Source organism: Pseudomonas sp. HR96 (assembly GCF_034059295.1).
Lineage (GTDB): Bacteria > Pseudomonadota > Gammaproteobacteria > Pseudomonadales > Pseudomonadaceae > Aquipseudomonas.
On record NZ_CP139141.1, the window covers coordinates 2,474,060 to 2,494,687 of the forward strand.

Annotated in this window: 19 protein-coding genes; 8 read left to right on the forward strand and 11 right to left on the reverse strand. The window is 65.6% G+C overall.

Annotation, left to right across the window (positions count from 1 at the left end):
- Nucleotides 1–7 precede the first annotated feature (7 nt).
- The 3 genes from SFA35_RS11440 to SFA35_RS11450 all read right to left on the reverse strand — a co-directional run bounded on the left by SFA35_RS11440 (nucleotide 8) and on the right by SFA35_RS11450 (nucleotide 2,709).
- Nucleotides 8–1,009 carry an NAD(P)H-quinone oxidoreductase gene (locus SFA35_RS11440; protein WP_320578368.1) on the reverse strand — a complete coding sequence of 334 codons (1,002 nt, stop codon included), beginning with the start codon at nucleotides 1,007–1,009 and terminating at the stop codon, nucleotides 8–10.
- A gap of 80 nt (nucleotides 1,010–1,089) precedes the next feature.
- Complete coding sequence (locus tag SFA35_RS11445) at nucleotides 1,090–2,223, reverse strand: ABC transporter ATP-binding protein (RefSeq protein WP_320578370.1); 1,134 nt, start codon at nucleotides 2,221–2,223, stop codon at nucleotides 1,090–1,092.
- Between the two features lie 60 nt (nucleotides 2,224–2,283).
- Nucleotides 2,284–2,709, reverse strand: a complete 426-nt coding sequence (locus SFA35_RS11450) for a RidA family protein (RefSeq protein ID WP_320578372.1) — start codon at nucleotides 2,707–2,709, stop codon at nucleotides 2,284–2,286.
- A 235-nt stretch (nucleotides 2,710–2,944) separates the two neighbouring features.
- Here SFA35_RS11450 and SFA35_RS11455 point away from each other — a divergent pair, with 235 nt between their 5' ends.
- The 5 genes from SFA35_RS11455 to SFA35_RS11475 all read left to right on the forward strand — a co-directional run bounded on the left by SFA35_RS11455 (nucleotide 2,945) and on the right by SFA35_RS11475 (nucleotide 8,392).
- Nucleotides 2,945–3,919: a LysR family transcriptional regulator gene (locus SFA35_RS11455; RefSeq protein ID WP_320578374.1), complete on the forward strand. Its 975-nt coding sequence runs from the start codon at nucleotides 2,945–2,947 to the stop codon at nucleotides 3,917–3,919.
- Between the two features lie 358 nt (nucleotides 3,920–4,277).
- Nucleotides 4,278–5,801, forward strand: a complete 1,524-nt coding sequence (locus SFA35_RS11460) for an amino acid ABC transporter permease/ATP-binding protein (RefSeq protein WP_320578375.1) — start codon at nucleotides 4,278–4,280, stop codon at nucleotides 5,799–5,801.
- A gap of 36 nt (nucleotides 5,802–5,837) precedes the next feature.
- Nucleotides 5,838–6,710 (forward strand): phytanoyl-CoA dioxygenase family protein, encoded by an 873-nt coding sequence (locus SFA35_RS11465; RefSeq protein WP_320578377.1) that lies wholly within the window; start codon nucleotides 5,838–5,840, stop codon nucleotides 6,708–6,710.
- 54 nt (nucleotides 6,711–6,764) lie between these two features.
- Entirely contained in the window at nucleotides 6,765–7,601 is an 837-nt protein-coding gene (locus tag SFA35_RS11470) for an ABC transporter substrate-binding protein (protein ID WP_320578379.1), read from the forward strand.
- A gap of 59 nt (nucleotides 7,602–7,660) precedes the next feature.
- Entirely contained in the window at nucleotides 7,661–8,392 is a 732-nt protein-coding gene (locus SFA35_RS11475; RefSeq protein ID WP_320578380.1) for a class II aldolase and adducin N-terminal domain-containing protein, read from the forward strand.
- A 2,322-nt stretch (nucleotides 8,393–10,714) separates the two neighbouring features.
- On the opposite strand, the gene SFA35_RS11480 is transcribed toward SFA35_RS11475, so the two are convergent.
- On the reverse strand, nucleotides 10,715–11,863 hold the full coding sequence (locus SFA35_RS11480; protein ID WP_320578382.1) for an alpha-hydroxy acid oxidase: 1,149 nt from the start codon (nucleotides 11,861–11,863) through the stop codon (nucleotides 10,715–10,717).
- Nucleotides 11,864–12,047: 184 nt separating this feature from the next.
- Here SFA35_RS11480 and msrB point away from each other — a divergent pair, with 184 nt between their 5' ends.
- Nucleotides 12,048–12,578: a peptide-methionine (R)-S-oxide reductase MsrB gene (gene msrB, locus SFA35_RS11485; protein WP_320578384.1), complete on the forward strand. Its 531-nt coding sequence runs from the start codon at nucleotides 12,048–12,050 to the stop codon at nucleotides 12,576–12,578.
- A 12-nt stretch (nucleotides 12,579–12,590) separates the two neighbouring features.
- Here msrB and SFA35_RS11490 read toward each other — a convergent pair whose 3' ends face one another.
- A complete protein-coding gene (locus SFA35_RS11490; RefSeq protein WP_320578386.1) occupies nucleotides 12,591–14,030 on the reverse strand; it encodes a sodium:alanine symporter family protein in 1,440 nt (479 codons plus the stop codon).
- A 198-nt stretch (nucleotides 14,031–14,228) separates the two neighbouring features.
- On the opposite strand from SFA35_RS11490, the gene SFA35_RS11495 reads away from it, so the two are divergent.
- Together SFA35_RS11495 and SFA35_RS11500 are read left to right on the forward strand one after the other, a co-directional pair.
- Nucleotides 14,229–15,041, forward strand: coding sequence for a helix-turn-helix transcriptional regulator (locus tag SFA35_RS11495; protein WP_320578388.1), 813 nt, complete (start codon nucleotides 14,229–14,231; stop codon nucleotides 15,039–15,041).
- Between the two features lie 81 nt (nucleotides 15,042–15,122).
- Entirely contained in the window at nucleotides 15,123–16,121 is a 999-nt protein-coding gene (locus SFA35_RS11500; protein ID WP_320578391.1) for an NAD(P)H-quinone oxidoreductase, read from the forward strand.
- On the opposite strand, the gene SFA35_RS11505 is transcribed toward SFA35_RS11500, so the two are convergent.
- The 6 genes from SFA35_RS11505 to SFA35_RS11530 all read right to left on the reverse strand — a co-directional run bounded on the left by SFA35_RS11505 (nucleotide 16,114) and on the right by SFA35_RS11530 (nucleotide 20,618).
- A complete protein-coding gene (locus SFA35_RS11505; protein WP_320578393.1) occupies nucleotides 16,114–16,605 on the reverse strand; it encodes an XRE family transcriptional regulator in 492 nt (163 codons plus the stop codon). The genes SFA35_RS11500 and SFA35_RS11505 overlap by 8 nt on opposite strands.
- Nucleotides 16,602–16,934: a type II toxin-antitoxin system HigB family toxin gene (locus SFA35_RS11510; protein WP_320578395.1), complete on the reverse strand. Its 333-nt coding sequence runs from the start codon at nucleotides 16,932–16,934 to the stop codon at nucleotides 16,602–16,604. The genes SFA35_RS11505 and SFA35_RS11510 overlap by 4 nt, the downstream gene beginning before the upstream one ends.
- Before the next feature lie 208 nt (nucleotides 16,935–17,142).
- A complete protein-coding gene (locus SFA35_RS11515; RefSeq protein WP_320578397.1) occupies nucleotides 17,143–17,556 on the reverse strand; it encodes an ATP-binding protein in 414 nt (137 codons plus the stop codon).
- Complete coding sequence (locus tag SFA35_RS11520) at nucleotides 17,522–18,457, reverse strand: hydroxymethylglutaryl-CoA lyase (protein WP_320578399.1); 936 nt, start codon at nucleotides 18,455–18,457, stop codon at nucleotides 17,522–17,524. The genes SFA35_RS11515 and SFA35_RS11520 overlap by 35 nt, the downstream gene beginning before the upstream one ends.
- The gene (locus SFA35_RS11525) at nucleotides 18,454–19,644 is read right to left on the reverse strand and encodes a CaiB/BaiF CoA-transferase family protein (protein WP_320578401.1); all 1,191 of its coding nucleotides are present in this window, start codon (nucleotides 19,642–19,644) and stop codon (nucleotides 18,454–18,456) included. Before SFA35_RS11525 ends, SFA35_RS11520 begins: the two co-directional genes overlap by 4 nt.
- A gap of 299 nt (nucleotides 19,645–19,943) precedes the next feature.
- Nucleotides 19,944–20,618 carry an HAD family hydrolase gene (locus SFA35_RS11530; protein ID WP_320578403.1) on the reverse strand — a complete coding sequence of 225 codons (675 nt, stop codon included), beginning with the start codon at nucleotides 20,616–20,618 and terminating at the stop codon, nucleotides 19,944–19,946.
- Between the last annotated feature and the right edge of the window lie 10 nt (nucleotides 20,619–20,628).

Sequence of the window (20,628 nt, forward strand, 5' to 3'; positions counted from 1 at the left end):
GGCTCCTTCAGAAACTGCTGACGGTGAGCAGGACCTTGCCGATGTTGGCATTGGCCTCCAGGGTGCGATGGGCCTCGGCGGCTTGCTGCAATGGCAACTGCGCATGAATCAACGGTTGCACCTGGCCGCTGGCGAGCCACGGCAGCACATGCTCGCGCAGGCAGCCGGCGAGGCGAGTCTTCTCCTCGCGGCTCTTGGGGCGCAGGGTCGAGGAGGTCAGGCACAGGCTCTTGCGCATGACGGTCTGCAGGTCCAGTTCGATCTTCGCCCCCTGCAGGAATGACAGGCTGACATGCCGCCCGCCCATGGCCATGGCCGCCAGGTTGCGTGCCACGTAGGGGCCGCCGACGTTGTCGAGGACCACGTCGACGCCACGCCCGTCGGTGCATTGCTCGACCACCTCGACAAAGTCTTCGTGGTAGCGGTCAATGGCGCGCAGGATGCCCAGCGCCTCGAGCATGGCGACCTTCTGCGCGCCGCCCGCCGTGGCGATTACCCTGGCCCCGGTGGCCTGCGCGCATTGCACTGCGAAGCTGCCGACGCCACTGGCGGCGCCGTGGATCAGTACGCTATCCGCGCGGCCCAGGCGGCCCAGCTCGAACAGGTTGTGCCAAACGGTGAAGGCCGCTTCCGGCACCCCGGCAGCGCTGACCAGCGACAGCCCGGCGGGCACCGGCAGGCAATGCCCGGCGAACGCTACGCAGTACTCGGCGTAGCCGCCACCACCGAGCAGGGCCATGACCCGGTCGCCGGGGGCGAAATGCTCCACGCCGGGACCCACGCTGACCACCGTGCCCGAGGCTTCCAGGCCGAGGATATCGCTAGTGCCTGGCGGCAACGGCATGCCGGCGCGCTGCATCAGGTCGGGCCGATTGACGCCGGCGGCGGCCACGCGGATCAGCACCTCGCCGGCCTGCGGCACGGGCAGCGGTCGTTCCACCCATTGCAGGACTTCCGGGCCGCCGGGCTTGCGGGCAATCACGGCGTTCATGGTGTCGGGTAAGGTCATGGCAGTTCTAGTTCTCTTGCGAAGGGGTGGCGGGCCGGGGGGTGTCTGGCCCATAGGTTGAGGCCCACGCTGCGCGCGGCTCATGCCGTACGGCTGGCGAAGGCGCTGACGCCGTCGCTGTCAAAGGTCACTCCAGCCACCGCACCGGTTGGCCAGCGCGCCAGGGCATCGAGCCCGGACTGGCGTACGCACAGGCGCGCCTGGCCGAGCGCAGGCACATCCAGGTGAATGTCGACGTGGTCGCCCTGGAACACATGGGCAACCACGGTCGCGCTCAACTGCGAGCGCGCGGTCAACGGGCTCAGGCGGATGTGCTCGGGGCGCACGTACAGGTCGATGCGCGCGCCGACCTCGGCATGCACCCGCTCGGCAGGCACGCGCAGCGGGCTGTTGCCCAGCTCCAGATTGACCCGCGGCGCCCGGCTGGCGCGAGGGTCGCGACTGACGCAGCGCCCGGCGAGGACGTTGACATCGCCCACGAAAGCGGCGACGAAAGGGTCGACCGGGTAGCGGTAGAGGACGTCCGGCCGACCAACCTGATGCACGCGTCCGGCATTCATCACCGCCAGTCGATCGCTCAGGCCCAATGCCTCCTGTTGATCATGGGTGACCAGCAGCATGGTCAGGCCCAGGGTGCGTTGCAGGTGCTTGAGCTCGCCCTGCAGCGCCAGGCGCAGCGGGCGGTCGAGAGTGGCGAACGGTTCATCGAGCAACAGCACCCTGGGCCGTGTCACCAGCGCCCGCGCCAAGGCCACTCGCTGCTGCTGGCCGGCCGACAACTCGCGCAGCACACAGGCGCCGTGGCTGCTCAGTTGCACCTGGGCCAAAGCCTGTTCGACGCGCACGCCAAGCTCGCCTGGCGAGACGTGCGCGAGCATGGCACCGACCCATTGCGCGGCGGTGGAGCGTTGCGCGCAAGCTTCGCCGAGCCCGATCGGCTGGTCGACCACAGCCACCCCGCGCTGGCGCAAAGGCGCCTCGGTGACCCTTTGCCCGTCGATGAGAATCTCGCCCTGGTCGGCCTGCAGCGTGCCCGCGATGAGCTTGAGCAAGGTGCTCTTGCCGCATCCGGAGGGACCCAGCATGGCCAGCAGTTCACCCTGGTGAATGGCCAGCGACAGAGGCTGCAGGGCGATGTGCGTGGCGAAGCGCTTGCCCACGCCGTCCAGTTGCACGGCGACCGGGGTAGGACGAAGCGAGGTCTGTGCAGTCATGGGCGCTCCGCTGCCGCAGGTGATGTAGCGAGTGTTGCCGCTCTTCGAAAACGCCAGGTATCAGGCCGGCGTCCAGTCGTCCGGGACCACGGCGATGACGTCGATCTCCATTAGCCACTGCGGCTGGCCGAGCGCCGAAATCACCAGCCCGGTGGAGATCGGGAAGACCCCCTTGAGCCACTTGCCGACTTCCTGGTAGACCGGCTCGCGGTAGCGCGGGTCGATGATGTAGGTGGTGGTCTTGACGATGTGCGAGAGGTCGGAGCCGGCCTCCTCGAGCAGCTGCTTGACGTTTTTCATGGCCTGTTCGGCCTGCGCACGCGGGTCGCCGAGGCCGATCAGGTTGCCGGCGAAGTCGGTGCCCACCTGGCCACGCACGTACACCGTATTGCCAGCGCGCACCGCCTGGCACAGGTCGTTGTCCAGCGATTGGTTGGGGTAGGTCTCTTTGGTGTTGAACATGCGGATGCGGGTATGGGTGGGCATGCTGCGGGTCTCCTGGCAAGCGTATGCCACAAGCTTTGCACCGTGCGCCTGGAAGCGAAACCAGCATTTGCGCGAGGCAGTGCTTAGGAAAAACCGAAGCCTGCAGGCCCAGGCTCTGCGTCGATAATGGCGTCCGTCGCTTGTCACCGGTTGGCCACGGCCAGCGGCATGAACCATGCAAAGCGGTATAGACAGCTGGCCGTCGTGCCAGCGCTGGAAAGATTGTGGAGGCGTCATGCTCAGTCGTATCACCCAACGCCAACTGGAATATTTCGTCGCTTCCGGTGAGGCCGGCAGCATCAGCGCGGCGTCCGAGCGCATTCATGTGTCGTCGCCGTCGATCTCTGCGGCCATCACCCACATGGAAGCCGAACTGGGCATACAGCTGTTCATTCGCCACCACGCGCAAGGCGTTTCCCTGACCGCCGTGGGGCGCCAGGTGCTGCAGGAGGCCAAGCTGATTCTGGAGCAGATGAACAACCTCTATACCATCGCCTCCGAGTCGCTGAACACCGTGCGCGGCCCGTTGCGGGTCGGGGTGCTGGAGTCGCTGGCGCCGATGATCACTCCGGAGCTGGTGTTCGGCTTTGGCCGAGCGTTCCCGGGGGTGCGCATCAGCCAGGTGGAGTGCAACCACGAGGAGCTGCTGGAAAAACTGCGCAGCGCCGAGATCGACATCGCCTTGACCTACGACCTGGCCAGCAGCGACGACATCGACTTTCAGCCCCTGGCGCAGCTGCCGCCCTATGTCATGGTGGGCGACTACCACCCCTTGGCGACTATGTCGGCGGTGACCATCCAGGACCTCGAAGCCCACCCCATGGTGCTGCTGGACACGCCGTGGAGCCGCGAGTATTTCCTCAGCCTGTTCATGAGCGCAGGATTCACGCCCAACGTGGTGATGCGCTCGAGCAACCTGGAGACGGTGCGCGCCATGGTCGGCAACGGCATCGGTTTCACCATCGCCAACGCCCGGCCCAAGGCGACTGTGTCGCAGGATGGCAAGCGGCTGATCCGCATTCGCCTGGCCGGCGAGGTGCGGGCGATGAAGCTGGGCTACGCCACCGCCACCAATGCCCAGTTATCGCGCGTGGTGGCGGCGTTCACCGAGCGCTGCCGGATGTTCGTCTCCGACCAGTACATCCCCGGCATGGCGGCGCCAAGCTTCTTCGATCCACACGCTGTGCGCGCGCTCACCTCCGTCAGCTGAGCCGGCCTGCAGCCGCGACCCCGGCGGCTGCTTCGGATTTGCTCGCCCCAGTCGTAAACCATAAACGAATTTAAGCGGCTGCCTGCACTGGGCAGACTGCACACATGCGATGCAGCCACGGCGGCCATCGCAGGCCGCGCACCAAAGGGTGGCGGTCGCCGCACGGCGGGGCCTGCGCTGCGCTTTGATGGTGCGTCGGCGGCCAACGCTGCGGCTGAATAGGTTCTGCCTACTCACTACGCCGGTTATTCCGAATTGACCGTGCAAGGCTCGCTCGCGGACTCTGGCGCCGTAGCGTCAAGGGTTCGGGCCGAACGCTCGGTTGTACCTCCCGATTTATTTGTTGAGCGCGGCGACGATGACATTCAACTGGAATTACATGTTCAGCCTGCTGGGCGATGCCGAATTCTGGCGAGCGACCTGGACAGTGATCAAACTGAGCTTTCTGACCTGGGTGATCAGCATCGGATCGGGCTTCTTCGTGGCTTTGGCCAAGCAGTCCAGGCGCCCGTTGCTCAGCGTCCCGGCGCGCGCCTACATCTGGCTGTTTCGCAGCGTGCCGCTGCTGGTGCTGCTGATCTTTACCTACAACATTCCCCAGGCGTTCCCGGCTTCCACGGTGGTGCTGGGCGACCCGTTCTGGGCCGGCCTGCTGGCCATGGTGTTGTGCGAGACGGCCTATGTCGCGGAGATCCATCGCGGCGGCCTGCTGTCGATTCACAAGGGCCAGACCGAGGCGGCGCGGGCATTGGGCCTCGAGTTCTTCGGCATCCAGTGGCGGGTGATCATCCCCCAGGCGCTGCGTGTGGCCTTGCCCTCGCTGGCCAACGAATACATCTCCATCGTCAAGCTCAGCTCGCTGGTGTCGGTGATCTCGCTGACCGAAATCCTCATGGTCGGCCAGCGCCTGTACTCGGAAAACTTCCTGGTGATGGAGACCATGGCGGCGGTGGCGTTCTACTACGTGCTCATCGTCACTGTGTTCGACTTCCTGCTCAAGCGCCTGGAGCGCTATTTGGACGTCAACCAGCGCAAGATCTCGCGGGTGCCGGACGCACAGGTGCTGGCCCTGGCCACCCAGCAGGCGGTGGCCGTGCAGCGCCCGGGCAGCCTGCCAGGGCAGGGCCCGGCGTTGCAGGCGAGCCGTCTGCACAAGGCCTACAACAACGTCGAGGTACTGGGTGCGGTGGACCTGTCGATCCAGCCCGGTGAAGTGGTGTCGGTGATCGGTCCGTCCGGCTCGGGCAAGACCACCTTGATTCGCCTGCTCAACGGCCTGGAACAGATCGACAACGGCGAGATCCGCATCAACGGCCAGCCGTTCATTCACCTGGAGCGCAAGGGCGCGCAGAAGCCGCTGTATGTCGAGCATGCCGAGCACCGCCTGAACATCGGCATGGTGTTCCAGAGCTTCAACCTGTTCCCGCACCTGACGGTGCTCGACAACCTGCTGATGGCGCCGAAATACCACGGCCTGGGCAAGCTCGATGAGCTCAAGCAGCAGGCCTACGCGCTGTTGCAGAAGGTCGGCATGCTCGACCATGCCTGGAAGTATCCCCATCAGTTGTCCGGCGGCCAGCAGCAGCGCGTGGCGATCGCCCGGGCCTTGATGATGCGTCCGCAGATCATGCTGTTCGACGAGCCGACCTCGGCACTGGACCCGGAGAAGGTCAACGAAGTGCTGCAGGTCATCGAGACCCTCGCCCAGGACGGCATCACCATGGTCATCGTCACCCACGAGATGAACTTCGCGTTCAAGGTCTCCGACCGCATCGTGTTCATGGAGAAAGGCCGCGTGGTGTGCGACGACAAACCGCAATTGCTGCGCAACGGCCAGAACCCGCGAGTGGAGTCCTTTCTCAAGGACGTTTCACTGGCCTGACCTTGCACCCTTTTACTTTCGCATCCGGGAGCCCACATGATCGAGCAATGGCAAGTTGAACAATTCCAGCGCGATGGCGTGCTGGTGGTCGAAGGGGTGCTGTCGGCCGATGAGGTCGCGGCCCTGCAGACCGATTTCGATCAATGGGTCGAAGACAGCCGCAGCCATGACCAGGGCTGGGGCGAGACCGTCGACGGCCGCGCGCGTTTCGACCTGGAAGGCGATCACCGCGCCGATCACCCGTCGCTGCGCCGGGTCAGTTCGCCCACCGAGATTTCCGCGAGCTATCGCCAGGTGGCGCTGCAGTCGCGCATGGCGCAGATCGCCGCGCAACTGGTGGGCAGTGAGGGCGCGCGCTTTCACCACAGCAAGATCAACTCCAAGCTGCCGCACACCGCGACCCAGGTGAAATGGCATCAGGATTTTCTGTTCACCCCGCACAGCAACGATGACCTGGTCACCGCGCTGCTGATGGTCAGCGAGGTGACCCCGCAGAACGGCCCACTGAACGTCATCCCCGGCAGCCACAAGGGCCCGCTGTGGTCGCACTGGCACAACCAGCGCTTCACCGGTTCGGTGGACGATCAAGTGGTCGAGGAGCACTGCCAGGCGCCATTAGCCTGCTTTGGCCCGGCAGGCTCGGTGTGCTTCATGCACACGCGCCTGCTGCACGCCTCCAGCCCCAACGAAACCGAGCTGCCGCGCACCCTGTTCATCAGCGTCTACGCCGCCGAGGACGCGTTGCCCTACGGCGAGAATCCGCTGCCCAGCGAGCATTCCGGGCTGATGGTGGCGGGCCGCGAAACCGGCCTGGTGCGCACTACGCCCAACCAGCTGCGGCTGCCGCAGAAACCGCGCGGCGCTTCCTTCTTCGTGCAGCAGGCCGGGCAGGACCTGGCCGCTACCTGAGTCTGTTCAGCAGCGCTTCAACCGACATTTCAACCCACCTTGCAGGTAATGATCATGACAGCACCCCGTACCACGCTTCGCCCGTTCGCCCTCGGCCTGCTTGGCGCTGTGGTGGCAATGACTTCGCTGGGCGCCTCGGCGGCCTTCCTCAAGGACGGCAAGATCGTCGCCGGCTCCGACGTGACCTTCGCCCCGTATGAATACATGGTCGACAACAAGCCGGCCGGCTTCGACATCGAATTCATGGACGGCCTGGCCAAGACCATGGGCCGCACCGTGGAAACCCAGGACACGCGCTTCCCCAACCTGATCACCGGCCTCACCGGCGGGCGCTTTGACGTCACCAACTCGTCCATGTACATCACCGCCGAGCGGGTCAAGGTCATCGACATGATCCCTTACCTGAAAAGCGGCGAATCGATCATCACGCTCAAGGACAGTGCCTACCAGCCCAAGCGCCCGGAAGACTTCTGCGGCCACAAGATCGGCTCGATGGGCGCCACGTCCTGGCTGCAGCAGATGCATAAGCTGTCTGACGAGTACTGCGTGAAGAATGGCCTCAAGCCGATCGCCATCAGCGAATACAGCACTGACCCGCAGACCACCCAGGCGATGCTCGCCCACGCCGTGGAAGCACAGATCACCGACGCCGCCGTGGCGCGCAGTGCGGTCGACAAGCTGGGCGGTCGCATCGTGATTTCCTCCACCGATCTGATCTACCCGGTGCTCAACGGTTTCGGCGTGAAGAAAGGCAACGACGAGGTGAAAACCGCCCTGGTCGACGGCATGGCCAAGTACCGGGCCACTCCGGAGTACGCTGCGCTGCTGAAGAAGTACAATTTCATCGCGCCGACCGACGCGGACATCGCCGCGCTGATGCCCAAGCCCTGATCTGAACAGCAGACCCCTGCCGCGCTTCGATGCGGCAGGGGTCCTCGTGGAGACCCCCCATGGCTTTATCCCTGGAAGAACAGATTCGCATCGACCTGGCCGCGACCTTTCGCATCGTCGCCCACCTGGGCATGCACGAAGCGGTCGCCAACCACTTCAGTGCGGCGGTGTCGGCCGACGGCAAGCAGTTTCTGACCAACCCGAAGTGGAAGCACTTCTCGCGCATCCGCGCCAGCGACCTGTTGCTGCTCGACGCCGACGACGCCAGCTGCGCCAGCCATCCGCAGGTCGACTCTACCGCCTGGTCGATTCATGGCCAGATCCACCAGCGCCTGCCCGACGCGCGGGTGGTGCTGCACCTGCACCCGGTGTACACCACGGCCGTGGCCTGCCTGGCCAAGCCCGAAGTCCCGCCCATCGACCAGAACACCGCTCGCTACTTCAACCGCATCGCGGTCGATGAGATGTACGGCGGCATGGCCGACACCGAGGAGGAGGGTGCCCGCCTGGTCAGCCTGCTCGACGGCAAGCGCCGCCTGCTGATGGGCAACCACGGCGTGATGGTGATCGGCTCGGACATCGGCGAAGCCTTCGACGACATCTGGACCCTGGAACGCGCCTGCCAGATCCTCGTCACCGCCTGGTCCACCGGCCAGCCGCTGCGGGTGCTCTCGGATGAAGTGGCCGAGCGCACCGCGCGCGGCTGGGAACAGATCACCGACTTCTCGCGCCAGCACTTCGACGAGATGAAGCAGCTGATGATCGAGGCGGATCCTTCAGTGCTGGATTGAGGCGTTCACGCCCCGCGACCTAATGCCCATGCAAGGCCGGTGTGATCTTCCTGGCGCCTGGCGAAATGCCCAATATGGCCACCAGCGGCCGCCCGCGCGACCTCTCGGGGTCTTCGCCCCCTCCCACAAGGGGTTCGCGATCAAAGTGGGAGGGGTCGCAGACCCCGAGAGGCCGCCAGGCCGGTGTGATCTTCCTGGCGCCTGGCGAAATGTCCAATATGGCCACCAGCGGCCGCCCGCGCGGCCTCTCGGGGGCTTCGCCCCCTCCCACAAGGGGTTCGCGATCAAAGTGGGAGGGGTCGCAGACCCCGAGAGGCCGCCAGGCCGGTGTGATCTTCCTGGCGCCTGGCGAAATGTCCAATATGGCCACCACCGGCCGGGCCGCGCGGCCTCTCGGGGTCTTCGCCCCCTCCCACAAGGGGTTCGCGATCAAAGTGGGAGGGGTCGCAGACCCCGAGAGGCCGCCAGGCCGGTGTGATCTTCCTGGCGCCTGGCGAAATGTCCAATATGGCCACCACCGGCCGCCCGCGCGGCCTCTCGGGGTCTTCGCCCCCTCCCACAAGGGGATTCGCGATCAAAGTGGGAGGGGTCGCAGACCCCGAGAGGCCGCCGGGCCGGTTTGATCTTCGGGCGCCTGGCGAAATGTCCAATATGGCTACCACCGGCCGCCCGCGCGGCCTCTCGGGGGCTTCGCCCCCTCCCACAAGGGGTTCGCGATCAAAGTGGGAGGGGTCGCAGACCCCGAGAGGCCGCCAGGCCGGTTTGATCTTCGGGCGCCTGGCGAAATGGCCAATATAGCCACCACCGGCCGCCCGCGCGGCCTCTCGGGGTCTTCGCCCCCTCCCACGATGGATTCGCGATCAAAGTGGGAGGGGTCGCAGACCCCGAGAGGCCGCCAGGCCGGTGTGATCTTCGGGCGCCTGGCGAGATGTCCAATATGGCCGCCACCGGCCGCCCGCGCGGCCTCTCGGGGTCTTCGCCCTCTCCCACAAGGAATTCGCGATCAAAGTGGGAGGGGTCGCAGACCCCGAGAGGCCGCCAGGCCGGTTTGATCTTCGGGCGCCTGGCGAAATGTCCAATATGGCCACCACCGGCCGCCCGCGCGGCCTCTCGGAGTCTTCGCCCCCTCCCACAAGGGGTTCGCGATCAAAGTGGGAGGGGTCGCAGACCCCGAGAGGCCGCCAGGCCGGTGTGATCTTCGGGCGCCTGGCGAGATGTCCAATATGGCCGCCACCGGCCGCCCGCGCGGCCTCTCGGGGTCTTCGCCCCCTCCCACAAGGAATTCGCGATCAAAGTGGGAGGGGTCGCAGACCCCGAGAGGCCGCCAGGCCGGTGTGATCTTCGGGCGCCTGGCGAAATGTCCAATATGGCCACCAGCGGCCGCCCGCGCGGCCTCTCGGGGTCTTCGCCCCCTCCCACAAGGGGTTCGCGATCAAAGTGGGAGGGATCGCAGACCCCGAGAGGCCGCCAGGCCGGTTTGATCTTCCTGGTGCCTGGCAAAATGGCCAATATAGCCACCACCGGCCGCCCGCGCGGCCTCTCGGAGTCTTCGCCCCCTCCCACAAGGGGTTCGCGATCAAAGTGGGAGGGGTCGCAGACCCCGAGAGGCCGCCAGGCCGGTGTGATCTTCCTGGCGCCTGGCGAAATGTCCAATATGGCCACCAGCGGCCGCCCGCGCGGCCTCTCGGGGGCTTCGCCCCCTCCCACAAGGGGTTCGCGATCAAAGTGGGAGGGGTCGCAGACCCCGAGAGGCCGCCAGGCCGGTGTGATCTTCCTGGCGCCTGGCGAAATGTCCAATATGGCCACCAGCGGCCGCCCGCGCGGCCTCTCGGGGTCTTCGCCCCCTCCCACAATGGATTCGCGATCAAAGTGGGAGGGGGCGCAGACCCCGAGAGGCCGCCAGGCCGGTTTGATCTTCGGGCGCCTGGCGAAATGGCCAATATAGCCACCACCGGCCGCCCGCGCGGCCTCTCGGGGTCTTCGCCCCCTCCCACAAGGGGTTCGCGATCAAAGTGGGAGGGGTCGCAGACCCCGAGAGGCCGCAAGGCCGGTGTGATCTTCGGGCGCCTGGCGAAATGTCCAATATGGCCACCACCGGCCGCCCGCGCGGCCTATCGCGGGCTTCGCGCGCTCCCACGTTTGTTTCGAGCGTGCCGTTCCAGGCAGATCTCCTATGACCGCCTTGGTGCTTGGCGGTCTATCGTCGAACATCAAATGGATGCATGCACCCGAAACCACCGTAGGAGCGCGCGAAGCCCGCGATAAGGCCGCGCGGGCGGCCGGTGGGGGCCTTGATCGAGCCTCAAGACAGGGCCGCCGACCTCAACGTCTGCCTGGCAACAAGATCCCTTGATCCACGTCGCGGATATCCGTCCTTCCGCAAAAAGCCATCGACAAGTCCAGCTCGTTGCGGATCAGCTCCAACGCTGTGCTCACCCCGCGCTCGCCCATGGCGCCAAGCCCATACATCATCGCCCGGCCAATGTAGGTACCCGTTGCCCCCAGGGCGATCGCCTTGAGCACATCCTGGCCCGAGCGTATGCCGCCATCCAGATGCACCTCGGCGCGCCCGGCGACCGCTTCGACGATGGCCGGCAGCGCCGCGATCGATGACCCCGCGCCGTCCAGCTGGCGGCCTCCGTGGTTGGAGACGACAATGGCATCGACCCCGCATTCCACTGCCAGGCGCGCGTCATCCGGGTCGAGGATGCCCTTGACGATCAACTTGCCGCCCCAGCGCTGCTTGATCCAGACGATATCCTGCCAGGACAGCCGCGGGTCGAACTGCTCGCGCGTCCACTCCACCAGCGAACCAATGCCGTCGACGCCCTTGGCATGCCCGACAATGTTGCCGAACTGACGGTTGCGCGTGCCGAGCATGCCCAGGCACCAGCGCGGTTTGCTGGCCAGGTTGACCAGGTTGCGCAGGGTCGGCCGGGGCGGCATCGACAGGCCATTCCTGCGGTCCTTGTGGCGCTGGCCGAACACCTGCAGGTCCATGGTCACCACCAGCGCTGAACAGTTGGCCGCGCGGGCGCGTTCGATCAGGCCTTCGACGAAGCTCTTGTCGCGGGTCACGTACAACTGGAACCAGAACGGATGGCGGCCGGTGCCCTCGGCCACCGCCTCGATCGAGCAGATGCTCATGGTCGACAGGGTGAATGGAATGCCGAATTTCTGCGCCGCGCGGGCGGCGAGGATTTCCCCATCGGCATGTTGCATGCCGGTGAGCCCGGTCGGCGCGATGGCCACCGGCATGCTCACCGCCTGGCCGACCATCTGCGAAGCGGTGCTGCGTTCGGTGATATCGAACGCCACCCGCTGGCGCAACTCGATGCGCTGGAAATCCGCTTCGTTGGCGCGGTAGGTGTATTCGGTCCAGGAACCGCCGTCCACATAGTCATAGAACATGCGCGGCACGCGTTTGCGCGCCAGGCAGCGCAGGTCTTCGATGCAGGTGATTTCAGCCATGGTGCGCAATAGTCCGGGAAAGGTGTGAGTGCAGCTTCCCACCCCGCCTGTGGCCGGCAAACCAGCATTTGCCACGCCGGTGCTTAGGCAAAACCGAATTATCACGAAACGTTTAACCCTGAGTGAGGATTCGGCGATCAGCCATGCCCTAGTCTGTAACCCTGCAATGTATCGGGAGACATTCATGTATTCACGGCGAAGGTTTTTGACAACCAGTGTGCTCGGCGGCCTGACGGTAGGCGCCCTGGCCTTGGCCCGCCATGGTTCGGGCAGCCTGCTGGGCAGCCTGGGCCTGGTGCCCCAGGCGCAGGCCGAAGAGGCGTTCGCAGTGACCCATAGCGCCGAAGAGTGGCAACGTCTGCTCGGACCCGAGCAGTACAAGGTGCTGCGCGAAGCTGACACCGAGCGCCCGTACAGCAGCCCACTGAACGACGAGCACCGCACGGGCACCTTCAGTTGCGGCGGTTGCCAGCTGGGGTTGTTTTCGTCCGAGACCAAGTTTGACAGCCATACCGGCTGGCCAAGCTTCTGGGCGCCGCTGGACAAGGCGGTGGCGGTGCGCGATGACCGTTCGTTCGGGGTGTTGCGCCAGGAGGTGCATTGCTCGCGTTGCGGTGGCCACCTGGGCCATGTGTTCGACGATGGGCCGCGGCCCACCGGTCTGCGCTACTGCATGAACGGCCTGGCGATGAGCTTTGCGCCCATCGCCAGCTGAAGCTGGCGCCCCCTAGCGCTGGGCGCCGGCCAGGTGCGCGGCCGGTACGGCCGGTTGGGCGGCTTCAGGCGCCGGCCAGGCTTGCGGGTCGATGTCCAGGTCGCTGAACTGGCGCGCATCGAACACCGGCTGGGCGATGCCGTCGCGGCGCTGCCGGTCGTAATCGCGCATCACCCGCAGGCCGACCTTGAACAGCATGAACAGGCCGACCAGGTTGACGAAGGCCAGGCAGGTCATGGTGATGTCGGCGAAGGCGAACACGGTGGAGAGGTTTTCCACCGAACCCCAGAGTACCAGTACCAGCACCAGGCAGCGGTAGCCGATCAGCGCCGCGCGGCTGCGGGTGAGGAAGTGCAGGCTGGTTTCGCCCAGGTAGTAGTTGTAGAGGATGCAGGTGAAGACGAACAGCGACAGCGCAACGCTGACGAAGATGCGACCCCAGTCACCGACCACGGCGGCCAGCGAGTTCTGGGTCAGGACGATGCCGTCGATCTCGGCGCCGGGGGTATAGAAGCCCGACAGCAGGATCAGCAGGGCGGTGCAGGTGCAGATCACGAAAGTGTCGAGGAACACGCTGAACGCCTGCACCACGCCCTGGGCTGCCGGGTGCCGCACGGCGGCCACGGCGGCGACGTTGGGCGCGCTGCCCAGGCCCGCTTCGTTGGCGAACACACCGCGCTTGACGCCCATGACGATGGCGCTGCCCAGCAGGCCGGCGAAGGCCGGGTCCAGGCCGAAGGCGCTCTTGACGATGGTCTCCAACATGGCCGGCACGTGGCTGATCTGGCTGATGATCACGTACAGGGTCACGCCGATGTAGGCCAGGGTCTTGACCGGCACCAGCAGGTCGGACACCGAGGCGATGCGCTTGATGCCGCCGATGAAGGCCGCACCCAGCAGGATCGCCAGAGCGATGCCGGTGTACTGCGGCTCGAAGCCGAAGGCGTTCTGCAGCGAATGCGTCACGGTGTACGACTGCAGGCCATTGAAGGTGAAGCCGTAGGTCACCAGCAACAGCACCGCGAACACCACCGCCATCCAGCGCAACTTCAGGCCATGCTGCAGGTAGTAGGCCGGGCCGCCACGGTACAGGCCGTCGCCGTCAGCGCGTTTGTAGACCTGGGCCAGGGTGCATTCGAAAAAGCTGCTGGACATGCCCACCAGCGCCGTCACCCACATCCAGAACACCGCGCCCGGGCCGCCCAGGGTCACGGCGATGCCGACCCCGGCGATGTTGCCGGCACCCACACGGCCGGCGAGGCTGAGCATCAACGCCTGGAACGAACTGAGTTGGCCCGCCTGGCCGCGCAGCGATTCCTTGAAGACGGTGAACATGTGCAGGAAGTGGCGAAACTGGATGAAGCGCGAGCGGATCGTGAAGTAACTGCCGAGCCCGACAATCAGCACGATCAGGAGCTTTCCGGAAAGGAAATCGTTGAGCAGTTCGAGCATGGTGTGACCTCTATTGTTGTTCTATTCAGGGGATAGACAAACGGGCAGGGGATGGAAAAACGGGCCGACGCCAACCCGCCGCCCCCAAGGCGCGCCATGTTTGGTGAATACACCGATTGTGACAATTTCGCGTGTTGATTCGATCTGATGCGAGTTGATGCTACTATTGCGCCATCCGCATCACTTCAAAGCGTTCCCATGAGTCAACATTTCGCCATCAACCTGAAATTTGCCTGCAGCCATTACCGCTCCATTTCCGAGGTTTGCCGCCTGCTGGCGATCAACCGCGCGCAGTTCAACAAGTACCTGAGCGGGCAGAGCCAGCCGACCGCCCACAATCTCAAACGCATCGGTGACTTCTTCGGGGTCGAGGGCTACGAGCTCAACCTGCCGCCCGAACAGTTCGCCGAGCTGCTGGGCCGGGCGGCGCCGGCCGTGCCCAGCGTACCGGCGGCCCTGAGCAACCTGCTGCTGCCGCTGTTGCAGCATTCGGCGGGGTTGGCGCGCTACTGCGGTTATTATTTCGAGTATTCCAACTGCATGTCGGTGCCCGGCTACATCCTGCTGTCGCTGGTGCGCGTCTGGGAGGAGGGCGGCTGTTACCTGTTCGAGCGCCAGGAGCGCCAGGAAAGCACCAGCAGCCCGGACATGCACTCCGACGACTGGCTGCGTTGCCGTTACCTGGGTGCCAGTTTCCAGCTGCAGGACCGCCTGTTCTTCATGGACTACGAGTCCATCACCGTCAACGAGATGAGCCAGACCATCCTCATCCCCAGCTTCAAGAGCCGCGTCACCCGCCTCAACGGCCTGAAAAGCGGCGTCGCCAGCAGCGACGACCGCATGCCCACCTGCACCCGAGTGGTGTGGGAGTACTTGGGCCATGAAATCAACCGGGCCAACGCCTACCGCCAGGTGCGCCTCTACCGCCCCGACGACCCGCGCATCGACGATGACCTGCGGGTCCGCCTGGCCGCCATCGTCAATCCGCACGGGCTGTTCGAAGGCGAATAGGGCACCGGCACGCACAGTGATGCTGCCAACCGCCGCGAGCCGTGGTCAAAGCCTGCACGACCCCCTTTCGGAGATGCGCTGATGCCTTTGCCAGAGACCATGAACTACATCCAGATCAGCCAGCCCGGCGGCCCTGAAGTGCTGCAGCTGACTGAAGGCCCGGTGCCGCAGCCAGCCGCTCATGAAGTGCTGGTCCGGGTGCACGCCGCCGGCATCAACCGTCCCGATGTCATCCAGCGCACCGGCAAGTATCCGATGAAGCCGGGCATGAGCCCGGTGCCGGGGCTGGAGGTAGCCGGCGAAGTGGTGGCAGTGGGCACCGAGGTCAGCGACTTCCAGCCGGGTGACCGGGTCTGCGGCCTGACCAATGGCGGCGGCTACGCCGAGTACTGTGTGCTGCCGGCCAGCCAGACGCTGGCGATCCCGACGGGGGTCGACATGGTCCACGCCGCCGCCATTCCCGAGACCTTCTTCACCGTCTGGGCCAACCTCTTCGAGATCGGCCAGGCGCAGGCCGGGGCCAGGGTGCTGGTCCATGGCGGCACCAGCGGCATCGGCACCACCGCCTTGATGTTGTGCCAGGCGCTGGGCATCCAGGCGTTCGCCACGGCGGGCAGCACCGGCAAATGCGAGCAGATTCGCCAGCTTGGCGCGCAGCCGATCAACTACCGCGAGGCCGACTTCAGCACGGTGATCGCCGAGCAGACGTCCGGCAAAGGTGTGGATGTGATTCTCGACATCATGGGCGGCAGCTATTTCGAGGGCAATCTCGCGGCGCTGGCCAGGCGCGGCCGGCTGGTGATCATCGGCTTCCTCGGCTCGAGCACGGTCAAGGATTTCAACCTGATGGCCCTGGCCGACAAACAGGCAGTGGTCACCGGTTCAATGATGCGCTCGCGCACCCGCGAGGAAAAAGCCGAGATCGCCAAGGCCCTGCTGGCCAATGTCTGGCCGTTGCTGGCCAAGGGGCAATGCCTGCCGATGATCGATCGGGTCTTCCCGTTGGCCGATGCGGCCGGGGCCCATCGGCGCATGGAAGAGGGCGAGCATGTAGGCAAGATAGTGCTGCAGGTCATCTGACGCCGGTGCCGGGCTGCGCTGCGGCGCTGCCCTCGATGAACGCCACCGGCGACAGGCCGAAGCGCCGGGCGAGGGCGTAGGCCATCTTGTGGCTGAGCGGGCGGCGGCCGCTGAGAATGCGCGACACCGAGGTCTTGTCGCCGATTTCCGGCAGGTCGGAGCCGGTCAGCTGGTGGGTGTGCATCAAGTCCTTGAGCAGCTGCAGCGGAGTGAAGGATTGTTGAAATTCGCGATTGGCCTGAGCGAATTCCTGGCCGGCGCGCTCGTAGGCCAGAATGGCCTGCTCCAGCTCGATCAGGATCAGCGCCTCGTAGCGATTGAGCGGGTGACCGTCGGTCAGCAGGTCGAGCAGCGCGCAAGCCCGGCCGTAGTCGGCCGCATCGCCAATGCCGTCGACGTACTCGCCGCGCAGCTGCTCGACGGCGCTTTGCAGCTGCTCGAGTGCGGCCTTGACCTGCGGCCGGGGACGGTGCATTGAGCTCATGGCATGACTCCTTGAGGATGGCCGGCATACCAGCGGCTGGCTGCGGCGTAGTCGGCATGGGTGAAGATATGTTTGCCGTAGAACTTCTGCCGCGTGTAGTTCAGGCCGCCGATAAGCCGCAGGTGATTGCCACCTATGTCGATGACTACCCAGTGGTCGTCAGCCCTTGGGCGGAGCAGGTCCAGCCCTCGGCCGAACAGCTTTTGCAGGTCCTGATAATGCTGGGGTTGCGCAGCGCTGAGCAGGCGCAGGCAACGTAGCAGGGCGCTGCTGCAATTGGGGTACAAGCTGGCGGCCTCGATGAAGCAGCTCTTCTTGAGCACGTCCATATACATCCCTGTCGTAAAGTCGATGTTACTCGAGTTGAATATATTTACAACCTGGCGAGCCGAAGCAGTATGTTGCGGCAGATGACAGGTTGCCGGGGAAAGGCATCCGGCTGCCTTCCTGTTCACTGGAGGAGTGTTGCACGACGCCTGCGGATGTGAAGGGCGGGCTTGTTGCATGAGGTTTCGCAGCCGCAGGCGAAGGAATGAATCAGGCGCGTGCCCAGGCTCTTCTGCTGGCCACCAGGCCGCCGTCTGGCAGGTCCTTGCCATTGTCGCGAACCGAAAACACCAAGGTGTCGACATCGCGCCGCAGGGCCACGGCGATGGTGCGGTCGGTGTGCTGATCGTCGAACGCATGCTTGATTGCATTGAGCACCAGCTCGACGGCCAGCAGGCCGAGGGTGGTGCAGCGTTCGGCGGGCAGGTATATGCCCTCATCGCTGGATACCAGGAGCCGCAGGCTTTTCTCCGAGGCGAAGGCCTGGGCGAGGTCGGCGACCAGGTCTTCGAGAAATCGTGAAACGTCCAGCCGTTCGGCCGAGACATCCTCCTGGGAAAACAGCTTGTGGTGCAGCGCGGGGACGGGCTCAGCCGACGCCGGGCGGCAGGGGATGCAGGTCACAGTTGCGCCCGGCCTTGGCCACCTGGCCCGGCAGCTCGTGGCCGAGCAGGGCCGGCAGGGTCCGCGACAGGCGCAATAGATGCTCAAGATCGATGCCGGTGGGGATGCCCATCTCGGCGCACAGGTTGACCAGGTCCTCGGTGCAGATGTTGCCCGAGGCGCCCGGCGCGAACGGGCAGCCGCCCAGCCCGCCAAGCGCGGCGTCGAAGCGCCGCGCGCCGGCCTCGTATGCCGCCAGCACGTTGCTCAGGCCCAGGCCCCGGGTGTTGTGAAAATGCAGGGTCAGCGCCGCCGCCGGCACTCGATCGAGCACGCGGCGCACCAGGTCATGGACCTGGCGTGGGTTGGCCATGCCAGTGGTGTCGGCCAGGGTCACGCCTTGCAGGCCCAGCGCCTGGTAGTCGTCGATCAGGCGCAGCACCACGTCCTCGTCGATGCGCCCTTCGAAGGGGCAGCCGAAGGTGGTGGCCACCGTGCCGTTGAGCTGCACCGGATAATCCTGCGCCAGCGCGACGATCTCGCCAAAGCCGGCCAACGATTGTTCGCGGGTCATGCGCATGTTGGCGCGGTTGTGGCTCTGGCTGGCCGACAGCACCAGGTTCAGCTCATCGGCCCTGGCCGCCACGGCGCGCTGCGCACCCTTGAGGTTGGGGATCAGGGCGACATAGATCACCCCAGGTTGGCGCTGCACGCCAGCGAACACCTCGGCGCCGTCACGCAGCGCCGGGATGGCCTTTGGCGAAACGAACGAGCCGGCCTCGATGCGGCTGAAGCCCGCCAGCGAGAGCTGGTCGATCAGCGCGATCTTGTCGGCCGTTTCGACCCAGCTCGGTTCGATCTGCAGGCCATCGCGGGGGGCGACTTCCTGCACCAGCAGGCGCTCGGAATAATCGCCGATCATTGCACCACCCCCTCGTCCTTGAGCCGCTGGATGGTCCGCGCGTCCAGGCCGAGGCTGTCGAGCACCGACTCGGTGTGCTGACCGAGCCCCGGGCCCTGCCAATTGACCACGCCCGGGGTGGCGGAGAGTTTCGGCACGATGCCGGGCATCTTCACCTGGGCACCCCCGGGCAGTTGCGCGTCGAGGATCATCTCGCGGGCCTGGTAGTGCGGGTCGGCGACGATGTCGGCCACCGAATAGATGCGCCCGGCCGGCACCTGGGCCGTTTCCAGGGCCGCCAGCACGGCATCGACCGGCAGCTGCGAGCTCCAGTCGGCGATGGCCTGGTCGAGCAGCGCCGCCTGGGCCGCACGCCCGTCGTTGTAGGCGAACGAGGGGTTGTCGGCCAGTTCCGGGCGGCCGATGGCGAGCATCAGGCGCTTGAAGATCGGATCGCTGTTGCCGGCAATCACCACATAGCCACCGTCGGCGGTCGGGTAGGTGTTGGACGGGGCGATGCCGGGCAGGGCGCCGCCGCTGCGCTCGCGGACGTGGCCGAGCATGTCGTACTCGGGTACCAGGCTTTCCATGACGTTGAATACGCTTTCGGCCAGCGACACGTCCACCACCTGGCCGTCGCCCTGGCCGGTCTTGACCCGCAGCAGCGACATCAGCGCGCCCATCACCGCGTGCATCGACGCCAGCGAATCGCCCAGGCTGACGCCGACCCGCGCCGGTGGCGAACCGGGTGTGCCGGTGGTGTAGCGAATCCCGCCCATGGCCTCGCCGATGGCGCCGAAGCCCGGGCGGTCACGGTAGGGGCCGGTCTGGCCGTAGCCGGAAATGCGCACCAGGGTCAGCCTGGGGTTCAGCGCATGCAGTACGTCCCAGCCGATGCCGAGTTTTTCCAGGGCCCCGGGTCGCAGGTTCTCGATGATCACATCGGCGCTTTCGGCCAGCTGCTTGATGATGGCGATGCCGTCGGCGGACTTGAGGTTCAAGGCCAGGGATTTCTTGTTGCGCGATTGCAGGTACCACCACAGCGAGGTGCCTTCGTGGAGCTTTCGCCACTTGCGAAGGGGGTCGCCCTGGCCGAGGGATTCGATCTTGATCACCTCGGCGCCGAATTCGGCCATGATTCGCGCGGCGAAGGGCGCGGCGATCAAGGTGCCGATTTCGATGACGCGAATACCGCTGAGAGCCGTCATGCTGAAGCCTCTATGTGTTTCTTGTTGGAATGGGTGTTGCGCTGGGTCGTAGATTAGAGCGCGATAGAGGGCGCACGCCAGCCATCAGTCGGCAAGCGGCGTTCGCGCCTGGCGAACGCCAGGCCGGTCGTTGCAGGTGGTCGACCAGCAGGGCGATCAGCTCAAGGCGGCGGATCAGCTGCCTGTGCTCGCGGGTCTCGTCGGGCATCGCGGCTTCCATGGACAGGTGGCAGAGGCCCCAAGCCCCGACCGACCGACCGACCGACCGCTTCGATTTTCCTCCTACAGGGGACGAGGACTCAAGGAAAAGCCGCCACCTCGTCCAGATGCTGCAGCAGGTCAAGAGGGTCATCGTACACCCGCAGCGCCCCGGCCCGTTCCAGTTCGCCGACGCCATAGCCGCCGCACAGCAGGCCGATCCCGGTGGCCTTGCAGCGCCGGGCGGCGAGCATGTCCCAGATGGCGTCACCGATGACCAGGCATTCTTCGATGGGCGCGCCCATCTTCTGCGCGGCGGCGACGAACAGGCCGGGGTGCGGTTTGCCGTACTTGACCTCGTCGCGGGTGATCAGGTTGATCTTCTTCGGGTCCAGCCCGAGCACCTTGAGGTTGATCTCGGCGGTGGCCATGGCGCCGCTGGTGGCGATGCACCAGTCGAGTTTTTCGCGGTCCAGGGTCTCGAGCAGCTCGTTGGCGCCGGGCAGCGCGATGATCTGGTGCTTGAGCTGGTCGTAGGCTTCGGCGTGACGCTCGTTGAGGCGCTCTGCCTGTTTCTCGTCGATGTCCACGCCTGTCTCGCGCGACAGGTTCTTGAGCATCATGCCGCCGGCCATGCCGATCTTGCGATGGATGCGCCACATCGCCAGGGGGATCTTTTCGGCGTCCAGCGCCTGTTTCCAGGCGGCGACGTTCTGATAGACGCTGTCGGTCAGGGTACCGTCCAGGTCGAAGATAAAGGAGGTTCTGTCTTGCATGGGGGGCTCA